This is a genomic window from Pseudomonas anatoliensis (assembly GCF_017976235.1).
Lineage (GTDB): Bacteria > Pseudomonadota > Gammaproteobacteria > Pseudomonadales > Pseudomonadaceae > Aquipseudomonas > Aquipseudomonas anatoliensis.
Window position 1 is genome coordinate 513,216 of sequence record NZ_JACVHC010000005.1, and the last position, 19,932, is coordinate 533,147.

The 19,932-nt window shown below is 59.1% G+C and carries 16 protein-coding genes; 12 read left to right on the top strand and 4 right to left on the bottom strand.

Annotation, left to right across the window (positions count from 1 at the left end; all coding sequences use genetic code 11):
- Nucleotides 1-86 precede the first annotated feature (86 nt).
- Nucleotides 87-2,048 (bottom strand): choline transporter BetT, encoded by a 1,962-nt coding sequence (gene betT, locus ICA16_RS19155; RefSeq protein ID WP_191627708.1) that lies wholly within the window; start codon nt 2,046-2,048, stop codon nt 87-89.
- A 403-nt stretch (nt 2,049-2,451) separates the two neighbouring features.
- On the bottom strand, nt 2,452-3,378 hold the full coding sequence (epsC, locus tag ICA16_RS19160; protein ID WP_150593824.1) for a serine O-acetyltransferase EpsC: 927 nt from the start codon (nt 3,376-3,378) through the stop codon (nt 2,452-2,454).
- Nucleotides 3,379-3,568: 190 nt separating this feature from the next.
- Between epsC and ICA16_RS19165 the strand changes: the two genes are divergently transcribed.
- The 11 genes from ICA16_RS19165 (at nt 3,569) to ICA16_RS19215 (ending at nt 15,226) form a co-directional block, all read left to right on the top strand.
- On the top strand, nt 3,569-4,561 hold the full coding sequence (locus tag ICA16_RS19165) for a D-cysteine desulfhydrase (RefSeq protein ID WP_210701255.1): 993 nt from the start codon (nt 3,569-3,571) through the stop codon (nt 4,559-4,561).
- A gap of 291 nt (nt 4,562-4,852) precedes the next feature.
- Nucleotides 4,853-5,653, top strand: coding sequence for a cystine ABC transporter substrate-binding protein (tcyJ, locus tag ICA16_RS19170; RefSeq protein ID WP_210701256.1), 801 nt, complete (start codon nt 4,853-4,855; stop codon nt 5,651-5,653).
- Nucleotides 5,653-6,318, top strand: coding sequence for a cystine ABC transporter permease (gene tcyL / locus ICA16_RS19175; RefSeq protein WP_042608566.1), 666 nt, complete (start codon nt 5,653-5,655; stop codon nt 6,316-6,318). Before tcyJ ends, tcyL begins: the two co-directional genes overlap by 1 nt.
- 4 nt (nt 6,319-6,322) lie before the next feature.
- The gene (gene tcyN, locus ICA16_RS19180) at nt 6,323-7,072 is read left to right on the top strand and encodes an L-cystine ABC transporter ATP-binding protein TcyN (RefSeq protein ID WP_150603918.1); all 750 of its coding nucleotides are present in this window, start codon (nt 6,323-6,325) and stop codon (nt 7,070-7,072) included.
- A gap of 475 nt (nt 7,073-7,547) precedes the next feature.
- On the top strand, nt 7,548-8,312 hold the full coding sequence (locus tag ICA16_RS19185) for a hypothetical protein (protein ID WP_210701257.1): 765 nt from the start codon (nt 7,548-7,550) through the stop codon (nt 8,310-8,312).
- A 392-nt stretch (nt 8,313-8,704) separates the two neighbouring features.
- The gene (locus tag ICA16_RS19190) at nt 8,705-9,946 is read left to right on the top strand and encodes an SfnB family sulfur acquisition oxidoreductase (RefSeq protein ID WP_210701258.1); all 1,242 of its coding nucleotides are present in this window, start codon (nt 8,705-8,707) and stop codon (nt 9,944-9,946) included.
- A 35-nt stretch (nt 9,947-9,981) separates the two neighbouring features.
- Nucleotides 9,982-11,175, top strand: a complete 1,194-nt coding sequence (locus ICA16_RS19195) for an SfnB family sulfur acquisition oxidoreductase (protein WP_210701259.1) — start codon at nt 9,982-9,984, stop codon at nt 11,173-11,175.
- A complete protein-coding gene (locus ICA16_RS19200) occupies nt 11,175-12,533 on the top strand; it encodes an LLM class flavin-dependent oxidoreductase (protein ID WP_210701260.1) in 1,359 nt (452 codons plus the stop codon). The genes ICA16_RS19195 and ICA16_RS19200 overlap by 1 nt, the downstream gene beginning before the upstream one ends.
- Before the next feature lie 125 nt (nt 12,534-12,658).
- Nucleotides 12,659-13,468: a MetQ/NlpA family ABC transporter substrate-binding protein gene (locus ICA16_RS19205; RefSeq protein WP_210701261.1), complete on the top strand. Its 810-nt coding sequence runs from the start codon at nt 12,659-12,661 to the stop codon at nt 13,466-13,468.
- 2 nt (nt 13,469-13,470) lie between these two features.
- The gene (locus ICA16_RS19210; protein ID WP_210701262.1) at nt 13,471-14,592 is read left to right on the top strand and encodes a methionine ABC transporter ATP-binding protein; all 1,122 of its coding nucleotides are present in this window, start codon (nt 13,471-13,473) and stop codon (nt 14,590-14,592) included.
- Nucleotides 14,582-15,226 carry a methionine ABC transporter permease gene (locus ICA16_RS19215; RefSeq protein WP_210701263.1) on the top strand — a complete coding sequence of 215 codons (645 nt, stop codon included), beginning with the start codon at nt 14,582-14,584 and terminating at the stop codon, nt 15,224-15,226. The genes ICA16_RS19210 and ICA16_RS19215 overlap by 11 nt, the downstream gene beginning before the upstream one ends.
- A 91-nt stretch (nt 15,227-15,317) precedes the next feature.
- Here ICA16_RS19215 and ICA16_RS19220 read toward each other — a convergent pair whose 3' ends face one another.
- Complete coding sequence (locus ICA16_RS19220; RefSeq protein ID WP_215731872.1) at nt 15,318-16,724, bottom strand: hypothetical protein; 1,407 nt, start codon at nt 16,722-16,724, stop codon at nt 15,318-15,320.
- A 204-nt stretch (nt 16,725-16,928) separates the two neighbouring features.
- On the opposite strand from ICA16_RS19220, the gene ICA16_RS19225 reads away from it, so the two are divergent.
- Complete coding sequence (locus tag ICA16_RS19225) at nt 16,929-17,555, top strand: class I SAM-dependent methyltransferase (RefSeq protein WP_210554397.1); 627 nt, start codon at nt 16,929-16,931, stop codon at nt 17,553-17,555.
- A 1-nt stretch (nt 17,556) separates the two neighbouring features.
- On the opposite strand, the gene ICA16_RS19230 is transcribed toward ICA16_RS19225, so the two are convergent.
- Nucleotides 17,557-19,809 (bottom strand): glycoside hydrolase, encoded by a 2,253-nt coding sequence (locus ICA16_RS19230; RefSeq protein ID WP_210701264.1) that lies wholly within the window; start codon nt 19,807-19,809, stop codon nt 17,557-17,559.
- Between the last annotated feature and the right edge of the window lie 123 nt (nt 19,810-19,932).

The following is a 19,932-nucleotide window of genomic DNA, read 5'->3' on the forward strand; positions in this document are numbered from 1 at the left end:
TCCTCTCTTGTTTGTTTTGAAACAGGTGTCGACTGCTTCGCGAGCTGAGCGCCGAGTCCTGAACAGACGCGGCGCCCAGCTCATGATCAACGCACCAGGTGCAGGAACTGCATGTGGCGTTCGTACTGGTCGAGGATGTCGTTGATGATCTGCTCCTTGGTGTAGCCGACCAGATCGTAGTCCTGACTGCCCTCGCTCAGGTGCACTTCAGCGCGGTAGTAACGGCGATTGTTGAGCTGTTTGGAGCCCATGCCGCCACGCGCGAATGACGGCGTGAAGTAGCCGCGCATCTGCACCTGATAGATGAACGGATGCTGCTCGCCATGGCCGATTTCCAGGCTGATGTTGTCATGGGAGGGATCCGGCTGAGTGACCACGTTCAGGCCTTTCTCGACGAACACCGCCGTCACCTCTTCGATCGCCGGGCGCACCGTGGTGTCCATGAAACGGTACACCTCATCGCGCGACGGGAAATGCACAGCCTGGCTCAAACGCTGTCGCCAACCGCCCGTTCCACGCCGTGCACCGGACACCGGCGCCAGCGAATGCAGTTGCGCGATCTGCTTCTGCGATTCGAGATAGAAGGCCTTGTGCAGACCCCACATCATCAACAGCAAAATCAGCGAGAACGGTAACGAGGTCAGCACCACGGCCGACTTCAATGCATCAATGCTGCCCGAGAACAGCAGCGCACTGGTGATCAACGCTGTCATCGCGCCCCAGAACACCCGCAGCCATTTAGGCCCGTCTTCGTCAGGGTTGCCGCCCTTGGCCGACAGTGTCGAAAGCACCACGGTGCCGGAATCAGCAGAGGTGACGAAGAATACGAAGCTGATAAACACCGTCACGGCGATGACGGTTTTGCTCCACGGGTAGGTTTCCAGCAGCAGGTAGAGGGTCATCGACGGATTCTCGATCGCCGACATGCCGAGTGCGCTCATGCCGTGGTTGAGCACCTGATCAATGGCGCTGTTACCGAAGATCGACATCCACGCCAAGGTGAAACCGAGCGGAATCAACAGCACGCCGAAAACGAACTCACGGATGGTGCGGCCACGGGAAATCCGCGCAATGAACAGGCCCACGAACGGCGACCATGCAATCCACCAGGCCCAGTAGAACACTGTCCAGCCGCCGAGCCAGTCGCTCGGTTTGTCATAGGCGTAGAGATCGAAACTCTTCATCGGCAAGGCGCCGAGGTAGTCACCGATGTTCTGGATCAAGGTGTTGAGCAGGTGCTGAGTAGGGCCGGCGAACAGCACGAACAGCAGCAGCGCACAGGCCAGCAGCATGTTGATGTCGGACATCACCCGCACGCCTTTATCGACCCCGGCCACGGCGACGAGGATCGCCGCCCCCATCATCAGCGTGATCAGGCCGACCTGAATCCACTGTGTGTGGGCGATGCCGAACAGGTAGTCGAGACCCGAGTTGAGGTGCAGCACACCGAAGCCCATGTCGGCGCCGAGACCGAACACCGTGGCGATGATGCCGAAGCCATCCACCGCGTAACCAATCGGGCCGTTGATGCGTTTGCCGATCAGCGGATACAACGCCGAACGCAGGGCCAGCGGCAGGTTATGCCGGTAGGCGAAGTACGCCAGGGCCATACCGACGAAGGCAAAAACGCCCCAGCCATGCAGACCCCAGTGCAGAAACAGAACCTGCATGGCCTGACGCGCTGCATCCGCGGTGCCGGCCTCGCCTTGCGGCGGCTGCAGCATGTGAGTCAGCGGCTCTGAAACGCAGAAAAAGAACAGCGTAATGCTGATCCCGGCGGCGAACAGCATGCCGGCCCAGGACAGATAACTGAATTCGGGTTCGTCGTGGTCGGCACCGAGTTTTATCTTGCCGTAGCCGGATAACGCGGTGACCACCACGAAGACCAGATACAGCGTCATCGCGAGCATGTAGTACCAGCCGACCGTGTTGGCCGCCCAGTTTTGTGCTTCAAGCAGCCAGGCACCGGCCTGTTGCGGCATGGCGATGACAACGAGACCAAACAGCAGAATAAACGTCGCGGCGAAGTAGAACACCGGCGGATTCATCCGCACCAGACCGCTGGCGGGGGTAGACGATGCACTCATGAAACGTGCACCTCGAGGGGTTGAAACGTGGCTGAAATGATCGGACTCAGCAAAGGCAAGCCTCCTGTTGTGAGCGGGCAGCGAACCACCGGTTTAACTTGAATGAACGTTCAAGTTAAACATGAATGGGGTGGTAAGGACTAATCGCAGGGCTAGGCGGTAGCTTTCCTACAGTAGCCCAAGGAGGGGTATGACGTAGGTTTGGGGCAATTCGTTCACTGGAGAATTGGCTGATTGCCATTATCTCTTCCGAACTCAAAATCGACCCTGTAGGAGCTGCCGCAGGCTGCGATCTTTTGATCTTCAAAAGCAACATCAAAAGATCGCAGCCTGCGGCAACTCCTACACGGGATTGTTAGCCACCCTACTTCTGCGTCCCGTCATCATGCTGCAAATTGGCCTGAGTCAAATTGCACCCGGCCGGCACACTGCGAGTCAGCCAGACGTTGCCGCCAATGGTCGAGCCCTTGCCAATGGTGATCCGTCCAAGAATCGTCGCCCCGGCATAAATCACCACGTCATCTTCAACAATCGGATGACGCGGATGGCCCTTCTGCAACTGCCCGTCTTCATCTGCCGGGAAGCGCTTGGCGCCCAGAGTCACCGCCTGATAAATCCGCACCCGCTCACCAATGATCGCGGTCTCGCCGATCACCACACCCGTGCCGTGGTCGATGAAGAAACTGCGGCCGATCTGCGCGCCCGGGTGGATATCGATGCCCGTCGCCGAGTGAGCGATTTCCGCGCTGATCCGCGCCAGCAACGGCAACCCGGCGCGATACAAATGGTGCGCCAGACGATGGTGAATGACCGCCAGAATCCCCGGGTAGCACAGCAGCACTTCGTCCACACTGCGCGCTGCCGGATCGCCGTGATAAGCCGCCAGCACGTCGGTGTCGAGCAGCGTGCGCAACCCCGGCAAGGCAAGGGCGAAATCCTGAACGATCTGGATCGCCCGGGCCTCGACTTCGGTGTCGACCTGCGCGCTGTGCCGGGCGACATAACGCAGTTCAAGTCGCGTCTGCGCCAGCAAGGCATTCAACGCGACGTCGAGGGTGTGTCCCACATAAAAATCTTCACTTTCTTCGCGCAGATCGACCGGCCCCAGGCGCATCGGGAACAACGCGCCACACAACGCCTCGAGAATCTCCGCCATCGCAGCACGCGAGGGCAGCTCGCGGCCACCCTGCTCGCCGGAGGCCCGGCCATTTTGTGCGCGCCACTGATCCCGCGCGGTGCGCAGTTGGCTGACGATGGTCTGCAATTGCCAATGGCTGGAACGCTCGCTCACGGTAAAGACTCCTCACGGGCGGCCGGACTGTCTGGCCGCGTCAACGGCGCCTACTTTACGGCATGCCTGCGAGAGCGAATTAAGAACCGATAGTGCTGGGCTCAGTTCATTTGGCTATAAGCGATTCACGGTTGCCCCTGCAAAATCGACTGCCTATAGTCCTTTCATCTTTCTCCGCCAGTACGGACTCATGATTAAACAACAGCTGGACCGTTTTAACCGTCTCGACCTGCTCGGCCAACCCACCCCACTGGAAAAACTTGAGCGCCTCTCTGCCTGGCTCGGCCGCGAGGTCTACGTCAAACGCGATGATCTGACGCCGCTGGCCATGGGTGGCAACAAATTACGCAAACTCGAATACCTCGCCGCCGATGCGCTCGCCCAGGGCGCCGACACGCTGATCACCGCCGGCGCGCTGCAATCGAACCATGTTCGCCAGACCGCAGCATTGGCCGCCAAACTGGGCCTGAGTTGTGTCGCGCTGCTGGAAAACCCGTTAGGCACGGACGACAGCAATTACACCGGCAACGGCAATCGGCTGCTGCTGGACCTGTTCGATACCAAAGTCGAGCTGGTCGAAAACCTCGACAACGCCGACGAACAACTGGCCGCACTCGCCGCGCGCCTGCGCAGCAACGGCAAGAAACCGTATCTGGTGCCGATTGGCGGCTCCAACGCCCTCGGTGCGTTGGGTTACGTGCGCGCAGGCCTGGAACTGGCCGAGCAGATCAAGGACACCGGTCTCGACTTCGCCGCCGTGGTGTTGGCTTCAGGCAGTGCCGGGACGCACAGCGGTCTGGCGCTGGCCCTGAGCGAAGTGTTGCCAGAGCTGCCGGTGATCGGCGTGACCGTTTCGCGTAGCGAGGAAGACCAGCGCCCGAAGGTGCAGGGTCTGGCCGAACGCACCGCGGAGCTGCTCGGCGTGGAACTGCCGGCAAGCTTCAAGGTCGAGTTGTGGGACGAATACTTTGGCCCGCGCTATGGCGAACCGAATGCCGGGACACTGGCGGCGGTGAAGCTATTGGCGAGTCAGGAAGGTCTGTTGCTGGACCCGGTTTACACCGGCAAGGCCATGGCGGGCTTGCTCGACGGGATTGGCCGTTCGCGCTTCGATCAAGGTCCGATTATTTTCCTGCACACTGGTGGGGCTCCGGCGTTGTTTGCATATAAGGATTTTCTGTAGCCGAAAAAATCAAAAGATCGCAGCCTTCGGCAGCTCCTGCATTGGAATGCGTTCACCTGCAGGAGCTACCGAAGGCTGCGATCTTTTCGAACTCGCCACATATTCCTCAAGAGAATATCAAATTAAGTATTTAGTATTTTCAAGTCTAACGCAGTCATCATATAGTCTCGCCGCAGGCGAATTTCGCGAGAGACGCATAAGCTGCTTTAAGGCAGGATAGCGCTGTCGTTCAAATCACCCATTTGCCTACATTCCTTAAGCGTCTTCCATAAGAAAACACAGGGGCTTGTCATGAATTTTTCCGCACTACGTCGCAATCTGCTGGTTGGTTCGCTGGGCCTGGCACTGAGCGCCGGTCTGATCGGCCAGGCAGTGGCCGGTGAGCAGTTGCAACAGATCAAGGACAAAGGCGTTATCAACGTCGGCCTGGAAGGCACTTATCCACCGTTCAGCTTCGTTGATGCCGACGGCAAACTGTCTGGTTTTGAAGTCGAGCTCTCCGAAGCGCTGGCGCAAAAACTCGGTGTCAAAGCCAAGATCCAGCCAACCAAATGGGATGGCATTCTCGCCGCGCTGGAATCCAAGCGTCTGGACGTCGTGGTCAACCAGGTGACTATCTCCGAGGAGCGCAAGAAGAAGTACGACTTCTCCGAACCGTACACCGTCTCCGGTATCCAGGCATTGGTGCTGAAGAACAAGGAAGCGGCACTGAACATCAAGACCGCTGCTGACCTGTCCGGCAAGAAAGTCGGTGTAGGTCTGGGCACCAACTACGAGCAGTGGGTCCGCGCCAACGTACCGGGTGCTGACGTGCGTACCTATGATGATGATCCGACCAAGTTCGCCGATCTGAATAACGGCCGTACCGATGCCATCCTGATCGACCGTCTGGCCGCCCTCGAATACGCCAAGAAAGCCCCGAAAACCGTCGCTGCCGGTGAAGCCTTCTCCCGTCAGGAATCGGGTATAGCCCTGCGCAAAGGCGAGCCTGAATTGCTGGCAGCCCTGAACAAGGCCCTCGACGAACTGCGTGCCGACGGCACCCTTGAGAAGCTGTCCACGAAATACTTCAACGCTGACGTCACTAAATAATGGAAGAGGCTTTCCAACTCGCACTTGATTCCGCGCCCTTTCTGCTCAAGGGCGCGTATTACACGGTTGTCCTCAGCCTTGGCGGGATGTTCTTCGGCCTGCTGCTGGGCTTTGGCCTGGCGTTGATGCGCCTGTCGCGCTTCAAGTCGGTCAGCTGGCTGGCCCGCATCTACGTGTCGTTCTTTCGCGGCACGCCGTTGCTGGTGCAACTGTTCGTGATCTATTACGGCTTGCCGCAATTGGGCATGGAGCTCGATCCGCTGCCAGCGGCGCTGATCGGCTTTTCGCTGAACATGGCCGCCTACGCCTGTGAAATCCTGCGCGCCGCGATCGGTTCGATCGAACGCGGTCAGTGGGAAGCTGCTGCCAGTATCGGCATGACCCGCGCGCAGACCCTGCGCCGGGCCATCCTGCCGCAAGCCATGCGCACGGCATTGCCGCCGCTGGGCAACAGCTTCATTTCGCTGGTCAAGGACACCGCGCTGGCCGCCACTATTCAGGTGCCGGAACTGTTCCGTCAGGCGCAACTGATTACCGCCCGGACTTTTGAAGTCTTCACCATGTATCTTGCCGCCGCGCTGATCTACTGGATTCTGGCCACGGTGCTTTCGCACTTCCAGAACAAGTTGGAAGAGCGGGTCAATCGGCACGACCAGGAGTCCTGACCCCATGATTGTCGTGGAAAAACTGACCAAGCAATTCAAGGATCAAGTCGTGCTCAACGGCATTGATCTTGAGGTCAAGGAAGGCGAGGTCGTCGCGATCATCGGCCCTAGCGGCTCGGGCAAGACGACGTTCCTGCGTTGCCTGAATTTCCTTGAAGAGCCCACCAGCGGCCGGATCAAGGTCGGCGATATCGAAATCGATACCAGCCGCCCGCTGAACCAGCAGCAAGGTCTGGTGCGCAATCTGCGCCAGCACGTAGGCTTCGTGTTCCAGAACTTCAACCTGTTCCCCCATCGCACCGCTCTGGAAAACGTCATCGAAGGGCCGATCGTGGTCAAGAAGATGCCGCGCGAGCAAGCGGTTGCCCTGGGCAAGAAGCTGCTTACCAAGGTTGGCCTCGCCGGCAAGGAAGACGCCTATCCGCGTCGACTGTCCGGGGGTCAGCAACAGCGCGTGGCGATTGCCCGGGCGCTGGCGATGGAGCCGGAAGTGATCCTGTTCGACGAGCCGACTTCGGCCCTCGACCCGGAACTGGTCGGCGAAGTGCTGGCGACCATCCGCGGTCTCGCCGAAGAGAAACGCACCATGGTGATCGTCACCCACGAAATGGGCTTCGCCCGCGACGTGGCCAACCGTGTGGTGTTTTTCGACAAGGGCGTGATCGTTGAACAAGGTGAAGCCAAAGCGTTGTTTGCCAACCCGAAAGAAGAACGCACTCAACAGTTTCTCAGCAAGTTCCTGAATCACGCCTGAGAACTTTCAGCGCACCCTCTCAAACTTCCATGGATGGAAGTTATCTCCACCCCGCTCCATCCCCCTCCTCAATATATACAAACCCAACATGCTCGGCGCACTACATATATATATGTTCTGCAACAGATAAAACCCGTCTGAAATCTACCGAATGCCAATAGCCCACTTTCAAATAACACCCCATAAAAATCGCTAAAAAAGCCTGCGAAACGTAGCCCTATTCGCTTCTAAACCGAGGCATTCGGCGCCGACACTGTAGGAAACTTCTGATTAAATCGTAATTCACAGATTAACTAACACCGACTATTGACACCCCATCCAACACACTCTTATCTAGTCGCCAACCGGCACTACTTAGTTTAATCAACTCACTCTCAAGTTGAACGAAATGTTCATTGCTTTATTGCCAGTTGATTCATGCCATTTGTACTTCCAGAAACGGACTTCGCTGCAAGGCTTCAAGGAGAGAAATTCGATGACCCGCACTTCGCATACCCCCGAACTGGCAGCGCCGACTTTGGCACCAGCGCAAAAAACCGGCATCAATCTGGCCGCCGCCGCCCATCTGCTGGTCGCCGTTGCGCCCTATCCCGACATGGACTGCGGCGACCTGATCGAACTGTTCTGGAACAAGTGCTACGTCGCATCAAAGGTGCTGACCGCCGAGGACGTTGGCGAGTCGATCAGTCTGCGCGTGCCTGAGAGTTTCATTGCCAACGGCACCGCGCGTATCCACTACCGGGTGATGCAAGTCGGTCAGGGCGCGGCACTGTCGGCGGCGACGCGTGTGCAGGTCAAACTCGATTGTCCTGGCGGCCAGCCAGCGCCCCTGTGCGGTGATGAAAACCAGCAACTGGCGCCGGTGACAATTCCCGACACCATTCGCCGCCAGGGGGTGAATCCGAATCAGATCAAACGCGGCGTGCCCCTGACCATCGAGCCGTACTCGAACATGGCCGAAGACGACGCCATCACCTTGCGTTGGGGCGACGTCCGTATGGATCTGGCGCCGATCACGGCGGCCGATATCGGGTTGCCGATTCAAGTCTGGATACCGCCGGCGGTCATCGTCGAAGCCGGTGAGGATCTGCGTCTGGACGTGACCTACTGCATCCTCGACCGGGTCGGCAACAACTCGCGCTGGGCACCGCCAAGGACATTGAAGATCGGGTGTGTGAATCCTTATCTGAAGGTCCCGCTCAAGCCCGAGTTCAAGGCTGCAGAGCCACGCAAGCAATAGCACCAAACTCAATGCTGAGGGCCTTTGTGGCGAGGGGATTTATCCCCGATGGACTGCGCAGCAGGCCCAATTATTTTTGGATCAAGAGAGGGGCCGCTGCGCGCCCCATCGGGGATAAATCCCCTCACCACAAAGGCCCTCTGACCACCACAAGGCTTCTGCTCAAAAACTCTTAACCAACCCGACCATCACCCCTTCTATGCATATTCCTAAAAGTTAGTTTATTTAATTTTTATACACGCTTAGGGTATATGAACCGGACCACCGGACATTCTTTCTTTCGCCGCACTGTGCGGCGTTTTCATGAGATGTGAGGTAGGTAGTATGGTCCGGAACACAATCACCCCAGTGCAGATCGCCAGGGCATTGCGTGCAGCCAAGGAGCGGCACTGATGTCCAGTCTGGCAGATGCAATCGTCCAGTCTGATCTGGATATCGCCCCGTTGTTGTTGCCCGCGCAAGTCTTGCGTGATGACGCCCAAGCCATCGAGGCCGCCCATGAGCTGGCGCAAGTCGCCCGCGTGCAGGCCGCCAAACGCGACCGCCAACGCAAGTTGCCGTGGTCGGAAATCGAACAGTTCACCCGCAGCGGTCTGGGCAGCATTGCCATCCCGCGCGAATACGGTGGGCCACAGGTTTCGTTCGTAACGTTGGCCGAGGTGTTCGCGATCATTTCCGCCGCCGATCCGGCGCTGGGACAGATCCCGCAGAACCAGTTCGGCATCATCAATCTGGTGCTCGGCTGCGCCACCGAAGCGCAGAAAAAGCAGCTGTTCCAAAGTGTCCTGGAAGGCTGGCGCATCGGTAATGCCGGCCCTGAACGCGGCACCAGAAACACCCTTGAACTGAAGGCCCGGATCACCGCTGACGGTGATGATTACGTGATCAACGGCCAGAAGTTTTATTCCACTGGCGCGCTGTTTGCGCACTGGGTCGCGGTGAAAGCGCTCAACGATGACGGCAAGCAAGTGCTGGCCTTCGTCCGTCGCGGCACGCCGGGATTGCGCATCGTCGATGACTGGTCGGGTTTCGGTCAGCGCACCACAGCCAGCGGCACGATCCTGCTGAACAACGTGCGCGTCGAAGCGGGCCTTGTCGTCGACAACTGGAAGATCAACGAAACCGCGAACATTCAAGGTGCGGTCTCGCAGCTGATTCAAGCCGCGATCGACGCCGGCATTGCCCGCGGCGCCATCGATGACGCCATCGAATTCGTCAAAACCCGAGCGCGACCATGGATCGACGCCAAGGTCGAGCGCGCCAGTGATGACCTCTATGTGATCGCCGACATCGGCAAGCTGAAAATCGAACTGCACGCCGCCGAAGCGCTGCTGCGCAAGGCCGGGCAAGTGCTCGATCAGGTACAGGCCGCGCCAGTCACCGTCGAGTCCGCCGCCCGCGCCTCGATTGCCGTGGCTGAAGCCAAAGTGCTGACCACCGAGATCTCGCTGCTGGCCAGCGAAAAGCTTTTCGAACTGGCCGGCAGCCGCGCCACCCTCGCCGAATTCAACCTCGACCGCCACTGGCGCAACGCCCGCGTGCACACGCTGCACGACCCGGTTCGCTGGAAATATCACGCGGTCGGCGCCTATCGCCTGAACGGCACTTTGCCGGCTCGCCATTCCTGGATTTGACCAGAACACTTTTGACCAGATCTCTGGAGAAACACATGACTTTTTCCCATCCCGTCGCGGTCATCACCAGCGATGAGCAAGCTCTGATCGTCGCCAGCGACCTGGCAGAAGATTTCAAACGCGACAGCGCCCTGCGCGACCGTGAACGTCGCCTGCCGCTGCCGGAACTCGACGTGTTTTCCCGCTCCGGCCTGTGGGGCATCACCGTCCCCAAGGAATACGGCGGCGCCGCTGTGTCCAACGTCACGCTGGCCAAAGTTATCGCCCTGATCGCTCAGGCTGACGGCTCGCTCGGGCAGATTCCTCAGAACCATTTCTATGCGCTCGAAGTGCTGCGGGTGAACGGCAGTCACGCGCAGAAACAAAGCCTGTACGCGGAAGTCTTGGCCGGTCAGCGCTTCGGTAACGCTTTGGCGGAGCTGGGCACCAAAACCGCCCACGACCGCGTTACCAGCCTCAAGCGTGATGGTGACGGCTACCGTATCAACGGCCGCAAGTTCTATGCGACCGGGGCGATTTACGCGCAGCGCATTCCAACCTCGGTGGTCGATGAAAACGGCGTGCAGCAACTGGCCTTCGTCCCACGAGAGAGCAAAGGCCTGAGCGTGATCGACGACTGGAGCGGCTTCGGCCAGCGCACCACTGGCAGCGGTTCGGTGGTGTTCGAAGATGTGTACGTCGCAGCGCAAGACGTGCTGCCGTTTCAAAGCGCCTTCGAACGTCCGACCACCGTCGGCCCGCTCGCGCAGATCCTTCACGCCGCCATCGACACCGGTATCGCCCGCGCCGCTTATGAAGACGCGCTGCACTTTGTGCGCAGCAAAACCCGGCCATGGATCGACTCGGGCAATGACAAGGCCACCGAAGATCCGCTGACCCTGAAAAGCTTCGGCCACCTGAGTATTCGCCTGCACGCCACCGAGGCTTTGCTTGAGCGCGCAGGCGAATTCCTCGATGCCGCGCAAGCCGAGACCAACGCAGACACCGTCGCCGCGGCATCGATTGCCGTCGCCGAAGCACGCGCCATCAGCACTGAAATCTCTCTGGCTGCCGGCAGTACGTTGTTCGAACTGGCCGGCAGCCAGGCCACGCTGATCGAACATGGCCTCGACCGCCACTGGCGCAACGCCCGGGTGCACACCCTGCACGATCCGGTGCGCTGGAAGTATCACGCGGTTGGCAATTACTACCTCAATGATGAAAACCCGCCACTGCGGGGGACCATCTGATGGCTGCGGCGAAAAAGAAGATCCTGCTCAATGCGTTCAACATGAACTGCATCGGCCACATCAATCACGGTTTGTGGACGCATCCGCGCGACACCTCGACCCAATTCAACAGCATCGAATACTGGACCGAACTGGCGCAGTTGCTGGAGCGCGGACTGTTTGACGGGCTGTTCATCGCTGACATTGTCGGCGTGTACGACGTCTATCAGAACTCGGTGGATGTCACGCTGAAAGAGTCGATCCAGTTGCCGGTCAACGATCCGTTGCTACTGGTTTCGGCGATGGCAGCCGTGACCAAAAACCTTGGTTTCGGCCTGACTGCCAACCTCACCTACGAGCCGCCGTATCTGTTCGCACGGCGCATGTCGACGCTCGATCATCTGAGCCGTGGTCGCGTGGGCTGGAACATCGTCACCGGTTACCTCGACAGCGCCGCCAAAGCCATGGGCCTGCGCGAGCAAGTCGAACACGACCGTCGCTACGACCAGGCCGACGAATACCTTGAGGTGCTCTACAAACTCTGGGAAGGCAGCTGGGAACCCGGCGCGGTGCTCAATGACCGCGAACAGCGCATCTATGCCCAACCGGAAAAAGTGCACAAGATCGAGCACAAGGGCGAGTTCTATCAGGTCGAGGGTTATCACCTCTGCGAGCCGTCGCCACAGCGCACGCCGGTGCTGTTTCAGGCCGGCAGTTCAGATCGCGGTTTGCTGTTTGCCGGGCGTCACGCCGAGTGCGTGTTTATCAGCGGGCAGAACAAACCCTCGACCAAGGTTCAGGTCGACAAGGTCCGCGCCAGCGCTATAGAGGCCGGGCGCAATCCCGAGGACATCAAGGTGTTCATGGGCCTCAACGTGATCGTCGGCGCCACTGAAAAAGCCGCTTGGGCCAAGCACGCCGAATACCTCAGCTACGCCAGCGCCGAGGCCGGCGTGGCGCATTTCTCCGCGTCCACCGGCATCGATTTTTCCCAGTACGAGATCGACGAGCCGATCCAGTACGTGAAGAGCAACGCGATCCAGTCCGCCACCAAAAACCTGCAAAACAACGACTGGACCCGACGCAAGTTGCTCGACCAGCACGCCCTCGGCGGTCGCTACATCACTGTGGTCGGTTCGGTTGAGCAAGTGGCGGATGAGCTGGAATCGTGGATCGCCGAAACCGGTCTGGACGGCTTCAACCTGACCCGCATCGTCACGCCTGAAAGCTACGTGGATTTCATTGATTTGCTGATCCCTGAGTTGCAGCGGCGTGGGTCGTACAAGACCGCTTATGAGACGGGCAGCTTGCGCGAGAAGCTGTTTCACCGGGAGGCGCACTTGCCCGAGCAACACACGGGTTCCGCGTTTCGCCGCTAAAAGCATCGCTGGCAAGCCAGCTCCCACAAGGGTCTGTGGCGTTCACAAAACCTGTGGGAGCTGGCTTGCCAGCGATGAGGCCGCAACAGACACCACAAATTTATGCACTGACTGGAAAACTCATCATGACCAAGAACCCCCTGTCCCACCCAGTCAAAGCACTGGCCCTGGCCCTCGGCCTGTTCAGTTCGGCAATCTTCGCCGCCGACGCGCCGCTGAAAATCGGCACCACCGCCGCATTCGCCATTCCACTGGAAGCCGCCGTCGAAGAAGCCAACAAACAAGGCCTGAAAGTCGAACTGGTGGAGTTCACCGACTGGATCGCGCCCAACGTCAGCCTCGCCGCCGGCGACATCGACGTGAACTACTTCCAGCACATTCCGTTCCTCGAAAACGCCAAAGCCGCGGCCGGTTTTGACCTGGTGCCGTTCGCCCCGGGGATCATCAACAACGTCGGTCTCTACTCTAAGAAGTACAAAAGCTTCGACGAATTGCCAGAAGGCGCCAGCGTCGCCATTGCCAACGATCCGATCAACAGCGGCCGCGGTTTGCAGCTACTGGCCAAGGCGGGACTGATCACGTTGAAACCGGGCGTCGGCTATAAGGCCACCGAGGACGACATCGTCGCCAACCCGAAAAAAATCAAAATCCTCCAGGTTGAAGCCGTGCAACTGGTGCGCGCTTACGACGACGCTGATCTCGTCCAGGGTTACCCGGCCTATATTCGCCTGGCGAAGACCTTCGATGCCGAATCCGCGCTGCTGTTCGATGGCCTCGATCACAAGGAATACGTGATTCAATTCGTAATCCAACCCAAAAGCAAAACCGACCCGCGCCTGAGCAAATTCGTCGATATCTATCAGCATTCGCCAGCCGTTCGCGCGGCACTGGATAAGGCCCACGGCAAGCTGTACCAGGCCGGTTGGGAAAGTTGAGCATGACGGCCGCGATCCAACGGCGACTGGAGATTCCAGAGCCAAAGAATGCTGAACGCACAGAACTGCACCCGGAACTGAACCGCGCCCACGTGCGCTTCATCAACCTTGGTAAAACCTACAACGGTCGACAAGGCCCGGTCGCCGCTCTGCACGGCATCGACCTGGCGATCCAGCGCGGTGAAGTATTCGGCATCATTGGCCGCAGCGGCGCCGGCAAGTCGTCGCTGATCCGTACGATCAATCGTCTGGAACAACCGACTTCGGGGCGGGTGCTGATCGATCAAGTGGATATCGGTGAATTCGATGAAGACCGCTTGGTCGCGCTGCGGCGCAGGATCGGCATGATCTTCCAGCACTTCAATCTGATGTCGGCCAAGACCGTTTGGCAGAACGTCGAGTTGCCGCTGAAAGTCGCCGGGGTGCCGAAAGAGCAACGCGAGAACAAGGTTCGCGAACTGCTGGAACTGGTGGGCCTGCAAGGCAAGCACAAGGCGTATCCGGCGCAGCTTTCCGGCGGGCAGAAACAGCGTGTCGGCATCGCCCGCGCGCTGGTGCATGACCCGGATATTCTGCTGTGTGACGAAGCGACTTCGGCGCTCGATCCGGAGACCACGCAATCGATCCTCGGCTTGCTGCGCGAGATCAACCGGCGCCTGGGCCTGACTATCGTATTGATCACCCACGAAATGGCAGTGATTCGCGAAATCTGCGACCGCGTGGTGGTGCTGGAACACGGCCAGGTCGTCGAGCAAGGCCCGGTCTGGGAAGTGTTCGGCAACCCGCAGCACGAGGTCAGCCAGACGCTGCTCGCGCCGCTGCAGCATGCCTTACCGGAAGAGTTGCAGAGTCGCTTGCAGACCCAGTCACCCTCCTCCGAGGCCGCAGTGGTGTTGCGTTTGCAGTTCACCGGCAGCGCCAGCGATGAGCCAGACCTGGCAGCTTTGTTCACAGCTCTCGGGGGTCGAGTGAAGTTGCTTCAGGGCGGCGTCGAACGGATTCAGGGCCACGCGCTGGGGCAGTTGCTGTTGGCGGTGAGTGGTTCTTCGCTGGACGCCGAAACATTGCGTCAACGCGCCGGGCAATGGGCACAACGGGTGGAGGTTCTGGGTTATGTGGTTTGATCGCTTGCTGCAGGGCTTTATCGATACGTTTCTGATGGTCGGCGTGTCGTCGTTGATCGCGCTGCTGGTGGGCATTCCCATGGCGGTGATTCTGGTCACCAGCGACAAGGGCGGGATCTACGCAGCACCGGTGCTGAACCGCGCCTTGGGCGCATTCGTGAACCTGTTTCGCTCGATCCCGTTTCTGATTCTGATGGTCGCGCTGATCCCGTTTACGCGGCTGATCGTCGGTACCACCTACGGCGTATGGGCGGCGGTGGTGCCGTTGACGATTGCAGCGACGCCATTCTTTGCGCGAATTGCCGAGGTGAGTTTGCGTGAAGTTGACCACGGCTTGATCGAAGCCGCGCAAGCGATGGGTTGCCGGCGCCGGCACATCGTCTGGCATGTGCTGCTGCCCGAGGCGTTGCCGGGGATAGTCGGTGGTTTCACCATCACGCTGGTGACGATGATCAACTCCTCGGCCATGGCCGGGGCGATTGGTGCCGGTGGCTTGGGCGACATCGCCTATCGCTACGGTTATCAACGCTTTGATAGCCAGATCATGCTGACGGTGATTGTGTTGCTGGTGGCGTTGGTGGCGGTGATTCAACTTGGCGGCGATCGCTTGGCACAGGGGTTGAACAAGCGCTGACGCATGATCAAAAGACCGCAGCCTGCGGCAACGCCTAAGGGGGATTGGCGTATACCGCCGGCTGCGACCTGCTCGTTTGCGTTCGTCCGAATCAATCGTCGATCAGGCTGTCGAGCCACGCATATTCGATTTTGGCGCGGTGCAGCACCTGCATGCTTTTTGCCGCGTAAATGATGCTGTCGGCATTGTTCGCGGCCATTTGCGCACGCATCAACGGATTGGCATTGAACAGTTTTACCGCCGTTTTCAGGTCCAGATCGTCGCCGATGCCCAAGTAATCGCTGATACGGAACAGGAAGCTGTCGTGGTGATCAGAAAAGGCGTTCAAATAATCGACGGTCAATCCACCGCGCATGATCACCTCGGAAACACCGCGCTCTGCAACGTCGTAAATGGTTTGCGGCTCAGCACCCAGCAGGCTGCGCATACTGGCGTCCAGGTAGAAAAAATCTGCCGCGTTCGGGCCAATGGCCTTGAAACGGTCGATTCTGTTGGTATGCAACATTTCATGACCCAAAGACATACTCAAATCCCCCTGCCGCATGTACTTGCGATTGAGGAAGAACCGGCCATGAAAATCTCCCTTGTACATCCAGGCTTCGCTGTTGGTATCGGTATCAACCCCTAGGAATTTTTCTTCTCCCCAATGCCCTTGATACTCTTTGGACAGCGCCAGACCTCGCGCAACTGATCCAGCGACCTGCGAGGCAACAGCGCTATGCTCGCTGCCAAAGAAACTTTCATAAAGGGCCGCGGTTTCTGTGTAATTCAGACCTGCGACGTGAGCGGCATCCGCGAAAATGCTTTCAACCACGCGCAGCTCCGAACGAATCAAGGCTGCCTCCTGCGGCGCAAACTGCTTCAACCCGCGCGCAACCAGCGGGGCGTCGTTTGCGGTCTTGCGTTCAAACGAGTCATTGAGCCCAGTATGGACTCGATGCTTTTTTGCCGAATGATTTCTCACTTCGTGAATGAGCGCATCAATATCGATATCAATGACCGTGCCGCGGTTATCGAGGGGCTGAACACGCTCAAGCTTCCACGTTGCACTTTGCGGATCGAAGAACAGTTCCGGCCCCGATGCATTGAGTTCAGAGGCCAGTGTGGCGCGATACTCACCGGTTTGTGCGCTCTGCCGAACCTGGACGATCTCGCCGGAACCGATATCGGCGTAAATGCGCCCCTTGATGATCCTGAGGCCCCACGCGTTGGCCGCAGGCAGGATCGCAGGCGCTTTCAAGCGATAGCGCTCAAGCGTGGTGACTGCCGGGTGGATAGGCAGCACCCCGGTACGCGGCAACGCCTCAACGGTGACGGCAGCGATTGGCGTGTAACCTGGCCGAACCACCTCTACGCCTACTTGCTCGATGTCCGCACGAAAGCTTTTCACCGCAGGTGGATGGTCGGGCAGTCCACTGCCTGACCTTTTACGTGATGGCAGTACATCCGTCGGGCTACGGCTGGATGGCGAGATAACGGATTGACGAACAATGCCCATTAAAAAATCCTTTTTTTAGTGAATCCCCCCGAAAATAAAACAGGGCAGACAACGCGACAGTGGTCTATCGCGTGGGCGTCAGTACATCCGATGGCAACACCTCGAGTGCGGTACATATGTAACGCACATGAGTCGCAGTTTTGTGCTTCGTTCGTAACCTTTCACGCTATAGTCAGCCCATATCCGTCCAGTCACGAAATGATCATGAAGCAGACCCCTAGCGACCTCGAGCAGATCACCGCCACCACCCTCGGCCACTACAACGCGGTGGCCGAGGACTTTCGTGAAGGCACCCGCGATCACGATGTCAGCCAGAACATCGACGCGCTGTTGCGGCATATTCAGGGCACGGCACCGTTGACGATTCTTGATTTCGGCTGTGGGCCGGGGCGGGATTTGCAGACATTCACGCGCATGGGCCACATCGCCGTCGGTCTCGACGGCTCGGAAAAATTTGCGCAGATGGCGCGTGAGGACAGCGGTTGCGAAGTGCTTCAGCAGGATTTCCTGAAACTGGACCTGCCCGCAGAGCGCTTCGACGGAATCTTCGCCAACGCGGTGCTGTTTCATGTGCCGTTGCAGGAGTTGCCGCGGGTTTTACAGCAACTGCACGGCAGCCTGAAAACGGGTGGCGTGCTGTTCAGTTCCAATCCCCGCGGCGATAACCGCGAGGGCTGGAACGGCCCGCGTTATGGCTCGTATCACGATCTGGAAGCATGGCGCGGGTTGCTCACGACCGCCGGATTTGTCGAGCTGGAACATTACTTCCGACCGGCGGGGCTGCCGCGAGAGCAGCAGCCGTGGCTGGCGAGTGTCTGGCGCAAGGTCTGAATCAGGGCGCGTTTTTTACCTGGTAATGGCTGACCGTACCGTCGGGCATCAAGACCGTGAGGGTCTCGCCCGGCAAGCTCTGGCCACGCACTTCCCGCGCGGCTGAATCGAAGTTGGCCAGCAATCGAGTGCCATCCGCAAAGGTTGTTTGCTGCACCCGTCGATCGTCGCTCAACCACTCGAAAGCGGTCAGCGCCTGCGTTGCCAGACGCTCATGCAACGGACGGAAAAAACCGTCCTGCCGTGCCATCAGCGGCAATCGCTGCGCCAGCGTCGCCGCACTCAGGTGATACAGCGGCGGCACGTTGTAGAGAAGTTGCGTGAGTTCATTCGCGACCCGCACGTTGCTCAGTTTCAGACTGTCGTACAACCAGTGATGGGTGGTGATGACCGAGCCGTGGAACACCGCCTGGTACAGCGGCAAACGGCTGGCCGGATCAAAATGAATGCGGCGGTACGGTTCTTTGATCGGCACCGGTTTGAAGAATACCGCCGGCTGTTCGGGCGGATACCACTTGCCGACGAAGTATTCGGATTCGGCATTCTTGCTCATATCGATGTCGCCCCAGCCGATCACGGGCGTCTGCATGCCATGGGCGAACAGCACGCCTTGCGCCGTGGTCGCGTTGCCATCTTCAGAACCGGTGGGCAGTTGCAAGACCTGGTTGATCCAACGTGACGCCTCGACATTGCCCTCGGCATTTTGCGACTGCGTCATCGTGGAGCCGGCACGGTAGCTGTCAAACACCATGCCGGTGGCATAGGCGTCGAGAAACCAACTGTTGAAACCGGCGGCGGCGCTGATGGCGGTGACGCGTTTCTCCAGCAACGGCCGTACGCAACGCGGATCGGTGTAATGGCCCGACTGCTGGAAGCCGGTTTTCAGCGTGCGGTTTTCCAGCACGATGGCGCATTCAGTGTTCGCTTTATCGCCCAGATGTGCGGTGGTCCAGTCGGGGTTTTCGGCACGGCTCAGCGCCGTTTCGTAAGAGTCATATGGCGCGATCAGATAACCGGCCTTCACCGCTGCGCGAATCACTTGCGGATGCCAGAGTCCGCCCTCCCAACCCTCGCCAAGCCCTAGCCATAAACGCGTCAGCCCGGCGCCCTGCAAACGTTCTAGGGTATCCAGCGACATGGTGCTGCCCCAGCGCGTGGAATCGGCGGTCAAGGCGCCCGCGAATTCGCCGGCCAGTTGCCCGCGAAGTACGCCATATCCACTGGCCAGCGCCTGCATGTCCGGCTCCGTACGGGCTTGCCAGGTTTTGCGCGCCAAGGTGTTGAGCGCGCGGTTGAAACTGCGCAGCAGCACGGTTTGCTGGTAGCGATTGAGCACGGTTCCGCCAGCGAGCATCTGCAAGGCTTCGTGATCCATCGCGCCGCGCAGCGCACCGGCCAGCGGCGTCTGGCTGCGCAGTTTGCCGAGCAGCGCCGGCCAGTTGCGCACGTCTTTCGCGCCCAGCAGATCATTGCCCCACAGGTAAACGTGACTGGCCCCCAGCAGCTTGCTGGCCTGCGGGGTTTTCTCAAGCTTGCTGCTCAGCGTTTCATAGCGACCGTTATCAATCAGCCATTGCCGGTAGCGTTTGGCCCCCGCCAATGGTTCGGCGTCGCCCAAAAAGAGGCTGAACGTCAGCGGCGTCGACGGTTGCAATGAGGTGAATTGATGCCGCGCGGACAACGCCAACGTCTGGCCTTCAGCACTGAACAGCAACTGATTGTTGTAGGGATTGGTCAGCAACCAGTTGAGGCTGAACCCGTCGTGTTCGACGCCCCATAGCGGCAAGCTGAGATCCTGAGTGGTGTTGAATGCGCCTTGGTCGAGCAGAAAACTTTGCCAGACCTGATCGCCACGCGGCACGTAATGCCCCTCGGCCAGCGGCCAGATCAAGCCTTTGCCCATGGCGCTGCCAGGTTGGCGCAGGAACTCCAATTCCCCCGGCTCACGCGCAGTGATTGTGAACAGGAGGTCGCGCTGATCCAGTTCGACGCTAAGAGCCCAGGCACCATCGTCCCATTGCCAATCGGCGCGTGTGGAGGTCGTCGTGAGGTGGCTGACTTTGTGCGCGGCGACGCCGGCCGAAGCCTGTAGCGTTTTTACCTGAGCGGGCGTTACACGAATCGACAGCGTCGCGGGATCGAGTTCGACACGCCACAACGGGTTTTCCAACACGGTGTTGGCCGAAACCCACGGCGACAACAACACAGCCCAACTGAACAGGGCATAGCGTAGAACGCGATAGATGAGCTGCATGGGGATGTCCCTTCTGCGTTAAGAGAAGGGAGGGTAAGGCAACTGGAAGCAGAAGTCGGTCAGCAAGATGTTGGTAAATTGTAGATAGCCATCGCCAGCAGGCTGACTCCCACAGTCGGAATG